The organism is Methylocaldum sp. 14B (genome assembly GCF_002005105.1).
In the GTDB taxonomy this organism is placed as follows: Bacteria; Pseudomonadota; Gammaproteobacteria; order Methylococcales; family Methylococcaceae; genus Methylocaldum.
In genome coordinates, this window is the sequence record NZ_MSCV01000059.1 from 1 (window position 1) to 8,574 (window position 8,574).

6 protein-coding genes are annotated in these 8,574 nt (G+C 60.5%); 1 reads left to right on the forward strand and 5 read right to left on the reverse strand.

Going from position 1 to position 8,574, the window contains the following annotated elements; all coding sequences use genetic code 11:
- Window positions 1–110: 110 nt before the first annotated feature.
- The 4 genes from B2A78_RS25160 to B2A78_RS25175 form a co-directional block, all read right to left on the reverse strand.
- A complete protein-coding gene (locus B2A78_RS25160) occupies window positions 111–2,087 on the reverse strand; it encodes a heme lyase CcmF/NrfE family subunit (protein ID WP_077732804.1) in 1,977 nt (658 codons plus the stop codon).
- Entirely contained in the window at window positions 2,084–2,539 is a 456-nt protein-coding gene (ccmE, locus tag B2A78_RS25165) for a cytochrome c maturation protein CcmE (RefSeq protein ID WP_077732805.1), read from the reverse strand. The genes B2A78_RS25160 and ccmE overlap by 4 nt, the downstream gene beginning before the upstream one ends.
- Window positions 2,536–2,706, reverse strand: a complete 171-nt coding sequence (ccmD, locus tag B2A78_RS25170; RefSeq protein WP_077732806.1) for a heme exporter protein CcmD — start codon at window positions 2,704–2,706, stop codon at window positions 2,536–2,538. The genes ccmE and ccmD overlap by 4 nt, the downstream gene beginning before the upstream one ends.
- 382 nt (window positions 2,707–3,088) lie before the next feature.
- Window positions 3,089–3,928, reverse strand: coding sequence for a class I SAM-dependent methyltransferase (locus B2A78_RS25175; RefSeq protein ID WP_077732807.1), 840 nt, complete (start codon window positions 3,926–3,928; stop codon window positions 3,089–3,091).
- 221 nt (window positions 3,929–4,149) lie between these two features.
- On the opposite strand from B2A78_RS25175, the gene B2A78_RS25180 reads away from it, so the two are divergent.
- Entirely contained in the window at window positions 4,150–5,166 is a 1,017-nt protein-coding gene (locus tag B2A78_RS25180; protein ID WP_077732808.1) for a class I SAM-dependent methyltransferase, read from the forward strand.
- Here B2A78_RS25180 and B2A78_RS25185 read toward each other — a convergent pair.
- Window positions 5,147–7,846, reverse strand: a complete 2,700-nt coding sequence (locus B2A78_RS25185; protein WP_077732809.1) for a PAS domain-containing protein — start codon at window positions 7,844–7,846, stop codon at window positions 5,147–5,149. The genes B2A78_RS25180 and B2A78_RS25185 overlap by 20 nt on opposite strands.
- Between the last annotated feature and the right edge of the window lie 728 nt (window positions 7,847–8,574).

Below are 8,574 nucleotides of genomic sequence, written 5' to 3' on the forward strand. Positions count from 1 at the left end.
GCCCCTTCCCAGGACGACCGTTTGCGATTGGGATGGGATTCCCGACCTACGATTCTATTTCGGCCCACAAAGGATAGAGTCCGCATGCTCGACGCTAGTGATCTTTACTGTCACGCCGGCTTGCTTTCCGCCGACTCGCTCCAGGCTTCCGCCTGGCGGGTCGCCAAACGGTAGCGGCGGTCCGCGGCGGAGAACAGGCCGCCGGTCATCATCAATAATCCGCCCAGCCAGATCCAGCGGATGAACGGCTTGTAATAGAGCCGCACGCTCCAGGCACCGGCATCCATCCGCTCGCCGAGAGCGACATACAGATCGCGGGTGAGGCCTGGATCGATGGCCGCTTCGGTCATGGTATTGCGCTGCACGCGGTAAATGCGCTTTTGCGGCCGGAGTTCGGCCGCCTCCCGGTCGCCCCGCTGCACGCGGAAATCGCCTTGCTGAGCGATGAAATTGGGGCCTTGCACCTCGGTCACGCCCTTGAACGTAAACGTGTAATCGCCCAGTGTCGAAGACTCGCCCGGTGCGAGCCGCACGATCTTTTCCTCGCTGTAGCGGTCGGACAGGACGACGCCGGTGAGAAATACCGCGATGCCGATATGGGCCAGGGTCATGCCGTACACGCTGCGGGACTGCGTCTTGAGGCCCTGAATCGCGGTTCCGCGCAGACGGACCCGGTTCCAGAGGCTTAACAGCGCGCTGGCCGCGAGCCAGAACGCCATGCCGAGTCCCGCCATGGTCTTGATGTCCTTGGCGTCCCAGAAAACCGCGGTGGAAACCACGCCCAGCACCAGGCTTCCGAGAAACACGTGGCGCACGCGCCGCCCGATCTTGCCGAGGTCGGCCTCGCGCCAGGCGAACATCGGTGCGATGCCGGCCAAAAGAAAAATGGGCGCCATCAACGGGCCGAACACGCTGGCGAAATACGGCGAACCGACCGAAATCTTGCCCAGCTGCAAGGCGTCAAGAATCAGGGGATAAAGCGTTCCCAGCAGAATACTCGCGGCGGCCGTGACCAGCAGGACATTGTTCAGCAGCAGAAGATTTTCCTTGGACACGAAGCCGTAGCGGACCCGGTCCTTGACCGTCGGCGCCCGGGCCGCGTAAAGCAGCAACGAACTTCCGACCACGATGGCCAGGAAGACCAGGATGAACAGTCCTCGCGCCGGGTCCGAGGCGAAGGCGTGCACCGAGGTCAGGACGCCGGAACGGACCAGGAAGGTTCCGAGAAGGCTCAGCGAAAAGGCGAAGATGGCGAGCAGCACGGTCCAGGCCTTGAAGGCGCCGCGCTTTTCGGTGACCGCCAGCGAGTGAAGCAGTGCGGTCGCGACCAGCCAGGGCATGAACGAGGCGTTTTCCACCGGGTCCCAGAACCACCAGCCTCCCCAGCCGAGTTCGTAATAGGCCCACCAGGAACCGAGCACGATGCCGAAGGTCAGGAACACCCAGGCGATCAGGGTCCAGGGCCGCGACCAGCGTGCCCAGGCCGAATCCAGGGAACCGCCGAGCAGGGCCGCGATGGCGAAGCTGAACGCTACCGAGAGCCCGACGTAGCCCATGTACAGCATCGGCGGATGAACCGTCATGCCGATGTCCTGCAGCAAAGGATTGAGATCGTTGCCGTCGGCGGGCGGCGGGAAGTGGCGCTCGAAGGGATTGGAGGTCAGCAGAATGAACAGCAGGATGCCGACGCTGACCAGGCCCATGATGCCCAAGACGCGCGCCAGGAATTCCTCGGACAGGCTGCGGCTGAAGATCGTCACCATCACCGTCCACAGCCCCATGATCAAAGCCCAGAGCAGCATCGAGCCCTCGTGGGCGCCCCAGGCGGCCGAAATGCGGTAATAAAGGGGCAGGGCGGTATTGGAGTTCCGCGCCACGTAGAGCACGGAAAAATCGTGGCTTACGAAACTCCCGATCAGGCAGAGGAAGGCCACGGCCAGAAAGAAGAATTGAGCGCGCCCGGCGGCGCGCCCCACCGCCATCCAGACCGGCACGCCACGGGCCGAGCCCAGCAGCGGAAACACGGACTGCAACAGCGCCATGAACAGCGCCATGATCAAGGCGATATGCCCCAGTTCCGCGATCATTTCCGGTAATCCTTATAACTGGTGGACACCTGCCCGCTTTGCTTCAGCGCGTCGGCGACTTCCGGCGGCATGTAGTTCTCGTCGTGCTTGGCGAGCACTTCGCTGGCCTCGAACACGCCTTCCGCGTTGATCTGCCCGACCGAGATGATGCCCTGACCCTCACGGAACAAATCGGGCAGGATTCCGGTGTAATGGATGGGAACCGTAGAGGTTCCGTCGGTGACCGAGAAGCGTACCGTCAGGCTGTCGGGTTCGCGCTGAACGCTGCCCTGGACCACCAGTCCGCCCACGCGGAACGGGTAACCCTTGGGCGCTTCGCCGGCGGCAACCTGCGAAGGGGTATAGAAGTACAGCAGATTCTTCTGGAATGCGGTAAGCGCGAGAAAAGTCGCGATGCTGACCCCGATCAGAATCAGCCCGACCACGATCATGCGGCGGCGGCGCGGGGTCATGACCGTCTACCCTCCTGCTTCGCCCGGCGCGCGATGCTCTTCATCACCTCGGATTTCCGACGTACCGCCCAGAAGAGATTGAGGCCCAAAACGACAAACATCAAACCGTAGGACGTCCACACATAAAAGCCGTAGCCGCCCATGGAAAAAAACTGTTGCCAATTCATGGAATCGATTGAAGCTCGTTAAGACTGTTAACCCGTTATTAAACCATATCGAGCCGATAATAAATGCTCGATTGAACCAAATCGTGAAAAACTAATGGAGCCGGACAGTTCTCAAGATGTCGATCGCTCGATCGGACCGCCTGAGGTCGGAACAGTTCCTTGGGAGTCGTTCGCCAAGGACATTCCGTTCTGCTTGAAAACGACCGCAGATTGTAGGGTGGGTTAGGCCGCGAGGCCGTAACCCACCGAGCGACCTCGAATCGGTGGGTTACGCTCCGCTAACCCACCCTACGTAATGTTCACTCGAATGCCGAATGGAATAATGCGCGCCTAACCTACCCTACGCCGAAATCGGAACTTGACGCCTCGACTGAACAGTTCCTTAGCCGGGTTTCTCGAAAGCCAGCACCAGATAGCGCAGCAGCCCCAGGTGGCTCGCCCATTCGGCGAACAGGGTCTCGATGATCGCCGACACCGTTTTCACCGACATGTCCTTGGCCAGCTTCCGCACGAAATCGTAGGTGGGCAGGGTGTTGGACGTAATGTCCTGTTCGTGCCGAACGATGAATCCGGTTTCCTCGGCCAGGCGGCGATAGTCCCGCAAGGTGCTGTGAAACTTGCAGCGCCCGTAAAAACCGGCCGAGGCCGGCCAGCGGGAAGCGACAGTCATGGCGGGGCGCAATAACGGTGTCGGGACGAAGTCCGACAAGGCCAACCGCCCGCCGGGTTTCAGCACCCGGTACCCCTCTTCGAAGAACCTTTTCCGGCTCGGGAAATGAAAAATGCATTCGACCGCCAGAACCGTGTCGAAACTGCGGTCGGCGAAGGGCAGGACGCAGGCGTCGGCCTGAACCCAGTTCAAGACGTTTCCGGGCTCGGCCGAAACGCGTTCGCTCGCGCGCCGCAGCTGCCGCCGATCGATATTCAGACCGGAAACGTCGATGTCCCGGAATCGCCCGTTTAGGCTCGCGACCGTGCCGCCGAAGCCGCAGCCCGCGTCCAATATCCGCTGACCGTCATCGACCTCGGCCGCCGTATAGACCAATTCGGTAAGCCGTTCGGCCGCTAGCGCGAAATCTTTCGGCGAGACGTCCGCCTGCTTGGGGTCTGGCCAGTATCCCCAGTGGACATGACGTCCGAAAGCTTGATCGACGGCCGGATGGCCTCGATCCAGGAGATTCAAAAGGGCGTCGAAATAAGGGAGTTTGACCGGGCTGGACATGAGTTCTTGTGGAAACGGGATGGGACCGTATGCCTGTATACTACCAATCGGGCGGGCGAAAATGAAAAATCCGTCGTCGACACAGCTGTCGGCAAGGATTGCCGACCTACTTGTTCTAGCGATGCAGGCTTGGTAGGTCGGCAATCCTTTGCCGACACATGCGCTAGTTCCCAAGCTCCGGCTTGGGAACTAGCGGAAAGTTCTCTCTCACACCGACACCCATGAATCCCCAAGCTTCGGCCCTGGACAAATTTCTCGAGCAACATGCCATCGAAAGCAAAGGCGATGTTCTGATTTTTCGCGCCATACCGGGAGACTATCTCCGGCGCTTGGACGGACACTCGATGCTGTGCCAGCAAACCTACAAGCCGGAAGCCGATGCGCTAGTCAAGCTCGGCTTTAAAGTCGTCGCCGATCCCGATGCGCCGTCCGGTCTCTGCATCGTTTTTGCGACCAAGCACAAGGAAGAGACCCTTTACCACATGGCGCGGGCGGTTTCCCTGCTGAGCGAGGGCGGGACCCTCGTGGTTGCCGCCGCCAATGACCTGGGCGCGTCCTCGCTGGAAAAACGCTGCGCGGAACTGCTCGGCGTCGTTCGATCGTTCAGCAAGCATAAATGCCGGGTATTCTGCGGAACAAAGGAAACGGCCCGGCTCGACCAAGCGCTGCTGGCATCCTGGCTTGGCGCCGGCGAACTTCAGCCGATTCCGGGAACGGATCTGGTGAGCCGCCCCGGCGTATTCAGCTGGAATCGCATCGACCCCGGCTCGCGCCTGCTCGCCGAGTATCTGCCGAATGATCTGACGGGACGTGGCGCCGACCTCGGCGCCGGTTACGGCTATTTGAGCCGGATGCTGCTCGCTCGTACTCGCTCCGTCGCCGAGCTGCACCTGTTCGAGGCCGAGCACAAAGCGTTGGAAGCTGCCCGGCGCAACCTCGCCGCGTTTGCCCACGGCGTTCAGCTACATTTCCATTGGCACGACGTCACTGCGGGGTTGCCCATCGACCGGCTCGATTTCGTCGTCATGAACCCGCCGTTCCACTCCGGCCGGGAGGCGGAGCCCGGCCTGGGCCAGGCATTCATCCGCGCGGCTCTGGCTTCCCTCAAGCCCGGCGGCCGTCTTTACGTCGTCGCCAATCGGCATTTGCCTTACGAAAAACTGGTTCGGACGTACGCCGAGCATGAAAAAACGCTAGCCGAAGCCGGCGGCTATAAAGTCATGGAAGTGCGGAAATAAGGGGGAGATGGACAATAAACTCGCTGCCTTTGCCGGGGCCTTCGCTTTTCGCCTCGATCCTTCCCTCATGCAGTTCCACGATTTTCCGAACGATGGTCAAGCCTAGGCCCAGCCCGCCTTGCGCGCGGTCCAGGGTACGTTGGCCTTGGGTGAAAATATCGAATAGATAGGGCAATAAGGTGCCGGGAATACCTTCTCCCGTATCGCGCACCGAGATCACCGCGTCGCCGTCGTCGCGGGTAACCGTCAGCCAGATTCGCCCTCCCTGCCGGGTGTACTTGGCCGCGTTGTTGAGCAGATTGGACACCACTTGGGTCAGGCGCACGGGATCGCCCTCGAGCGGCATCGGTTCATCGGGCATCGAAACGGACAATGTATGATGCTGGGCGTCGATATACGATTGGCTGGTCTCGATCGCCTGTCGTACGACCGTGGCGATATCCAGCGGAGTCTTGTGCAGGGTCAGCTTGCCCTGAACGATCCGCGACACATCCAGGAGGTCGTCGACCAGCCGAGCCAGGTGGTCCACCTGCCGGTCCACCATGTCGCGAGCCCAGAGTATCTTTGGATTGTCCAAGTCGAGCCTGCGCATGATCTGCACGGCATTGCGGATCGGAGCCAGAGGGTTCCTAAGCTCATGGCCGAGCATGGCGAGGAATTCGGTTTTCCGCTGGTCGGCTTCGCGGAGCATTTGCTCCGCTTTTTTGCGCTCGGTGATGTTCGTATGCGAAATCACCGCCGCTCCGGGCGGCGCTCCGAGCGGGGTGACTTGCATGACGAACCAGCGTTCCCGATCCGGGGCATGGCAGGGATACTCGATCGCGAAACTTTCCCGCTCGCCTTTCAGCACGCTCAGAATGCCGGTGTATGCCGTTAGGGCATCGTCCGAAACTCCGCCGGAACTGGTGCGGCACACCTTCAGATAATTCGCTCCGATATCCGTATTCGGGACCGGTGTTCCGGGTTGCGGACCGTTTTCGCGCGCGAAGCGCTGCCAGGCTTGGTTGACTGCCAGGATGTTTCCCTCCCGGTCGACTACGGCTACGTGCTCGAGCAGCGAGTCGAGTATGGCGCGATTCAGAGCTTCGCTGGCTTGCAGCGCTTCCTCGACGCGCCGGCGCTCGGTAATGTCGATGCCGATGCCGCCGACGAATTGGGTCCCCGCGGGATCTTCGAACGGAAACTTGAAAACCCACCAGCAGCGGCGTTCCCCGGTGAGATCGGGGGTTGTTTCAGTGGTCTCGACCGTCTTGCCGCTGATCAAGGCCTCCCTGTCGTTCTTTTGGAACTGCTCTGCAATCTCTCGCGGCCAAAGTTCGAAATCCGTTTTTCCGAGCCAATCCTGCGGTCGCACTCCGAGGCGGTCGTCACGAACCTTGCTCATGTACACATATCGTCCTTGCGTATCTTTCATCCAGGCTACGGCCGGACTATTGTCCATGAAAGCATGAAACCGCGTTTCGCTTTGCACGAAGTCCCGCACCAGCGGCGTAATATCGGCCAAGGCCGCGACAGCGCCGCGCGGGGAGCCGCCACTATCGAACAGCGGCGTTGCCCGGCCGGCGAGGTAGTGACGTTCGCCCGTGGGAAAAACGAACTCCAGCGAGGTTTCCTCGACCGGCTGATCTGCCGCGATCGCCCGGCGCAAGGTCGATTCGACGGGCGTGAGCGGAGCCTCGGTGCTGCGGATGGTTGATTCGGATGGGCGCCCTGCCGTCTCGCCGACATTCGATTCGGCAGCGACACCGGTGAAAGCCGCTGCGGCAGGATTGCCTCTTACAGTGCCGCAAGCGACGTCGTCGGCAATCCATACGGGTATCGGAACCGCATCGAACAGGACGGACAGTTCTTCGTTGCTTTGGCGCAGCGCCTCTTCGGCTTTCTTGCGCTCGGTGATGTCGCGGATGAAGCCGTGCGCGAGGATGCTGCCATCCGGTTCGAGTTTGGGCACGGCGCTTCCTTCGATCCAGATTTCGCCCCTGATCGGGTGTCGCACACGCCATTCGGCTTGCCAATCGGACAGGGCGCGCGCCGATCCGGCGATCGTAGCGCGCAAGTATTCGAGATCGTCGGGATGAACCAGGGCGAAGGCGGGTTCCGCATCATCCGCTAAGTTCTCGGGCGGAATGCCGTAAATTTCCGTCCATCTGGGGCTGGCGTAGGGAAGGCAAATGGTGCCGTCGGGTTTGAATCGAAAGGAGCAAATGGCCAGCGGCACCGTGGCCACGATGTTGGCCAACTTTTCCTCCAGTTCGGATCGCCGTTTTTCGGTTTGCCGATGTTCGGCGATTTCGGTCCTGAGCTGAGCCTTTCGTTCAAGTACCTCATGCAGCGCCCGCCGTTCCATCGTTCGCAAACGCGCGACCACCAGACTCATCAGCGTGCCAACCGCCAACAACAACACTACGCGGAGTCTCTCCCTTTCTTCGACGATGAACAGCGAATCGACAGGTTCTTCCAAAAAGTAGGCCCCTACGGCGGCGCTTAACACGGTGGCAAGGAACCCGGCTCGAAACCCGCCTAGCCAAGTCGCGAACAGAACCGCGACCAGAAAAAGAAGCAGGGGAGGCGCCCCCCAGAAGATCGGCTGAAGAGTCTTTAATATCAGCATTACGGCGAACGTCGCCAATACCGCCAATACATAGCCGTTCAAAAAAAGGCGTTTAAGGTGACGCACCATCTTTCTACCGCTTTTCCTGCGGAATTTAACAAATTTATGAATCTTACCGCTCCGGGTTTCGAGTTGCCGGGAAATCCGACAGAAATTTCTCGACAATTATCTCGTCCGCATCCAGACATTCGTGGAGCGTACCCGTGCGTTCAACCTAGAAATGGCTGTTGGACGTGCCCGAGTGTGCGGCGGGCTGGCCGGATGGCGAGCCTGTCCTGAGCCCGAGTCGAAGGGTATGCCCAGAGCCCCGTCGAAGAAGCGCGAGACGGGGAGCGGTGCCGGCGCACAGCCGCGACCGGGTAGTCTCCCGCAACCAGGATCGGGTGCGTAGCGGCTCCCCTCAAACGTTGAGGAAGCTGAAAGCCGGAACACTCGGGATTCATGAGACTTTTTGAGTCGATCCGAGCGGTGAAAGGCGGTTTCCAAGTTCAAGAGTTTGAACAAAGGCGAAATCGCGTCTGAATATGGGCGTGCACTCTTTGCTCTGAGCGAACATGAGTGGAGACGCGTCGGGCAAATATATGAAGATCAACCGAAAACAGCAGGCTGTAGGCATATTGAAACGAATATTATCAAGGACAGCGCGCAGCGCTTGAACTGGTAGAACAACGTATGTGGAGGCGAGCCGCGCGCATAGGAGCCGCGAACGCCCGCCCCGGACGGGCGGGCTGGCTGAGGCCACAGGGAAGTGTACTTGCGGTGCCCTCGAACGGACTACCCGGTTCATCCCCCATGCG

Bases quoted from the DNA above. Each gene is read 5' to 3' on its own strand.
- ccmE (WP_077732805.1), bottom strand. From the start codon at position 2,539: ATGACCCCGCGCCGCCGCCGCATGATCGTGGTCGGGCTGATTCTGATC.
- B2A78_RS25185 (WP_077732809.1), bottom strand. From the start codon at position 7,846: ATGGTGCGTCACCTTAAACGCCTTTTTTTGAACGGCTATGTATTGGCG.
- B2A78_RS25160 (WP_077732804.1), bottom strand. From the start codon at position 2,087: ATGATCGCGGAACTGGGGCATATCGCCTTGATCATGGCGCTGTTCATG.
- B2A78_RS25175 (WP_077732807.1), bottom strand. From the start codon at position 3,928: ATGTCCAGCCCGGTCAAACTCCCTTATTTCGACGCCCTTTTGAATCTC.
- ccmD (WP_077732806.1), bottom strand. From the start codon at position 2,706: ATGAATTGGCAACAGTTTTTTTCCATGGGCGGCTACGGCTTTTATGTG.
- B2A78_RS25180 (WP_077732808.1), top strand. From the start codon at position 4,150: ATGAATCCCCAAGCTTCGGCCCTGGACAAATTTCTCGAGCAACATGCC.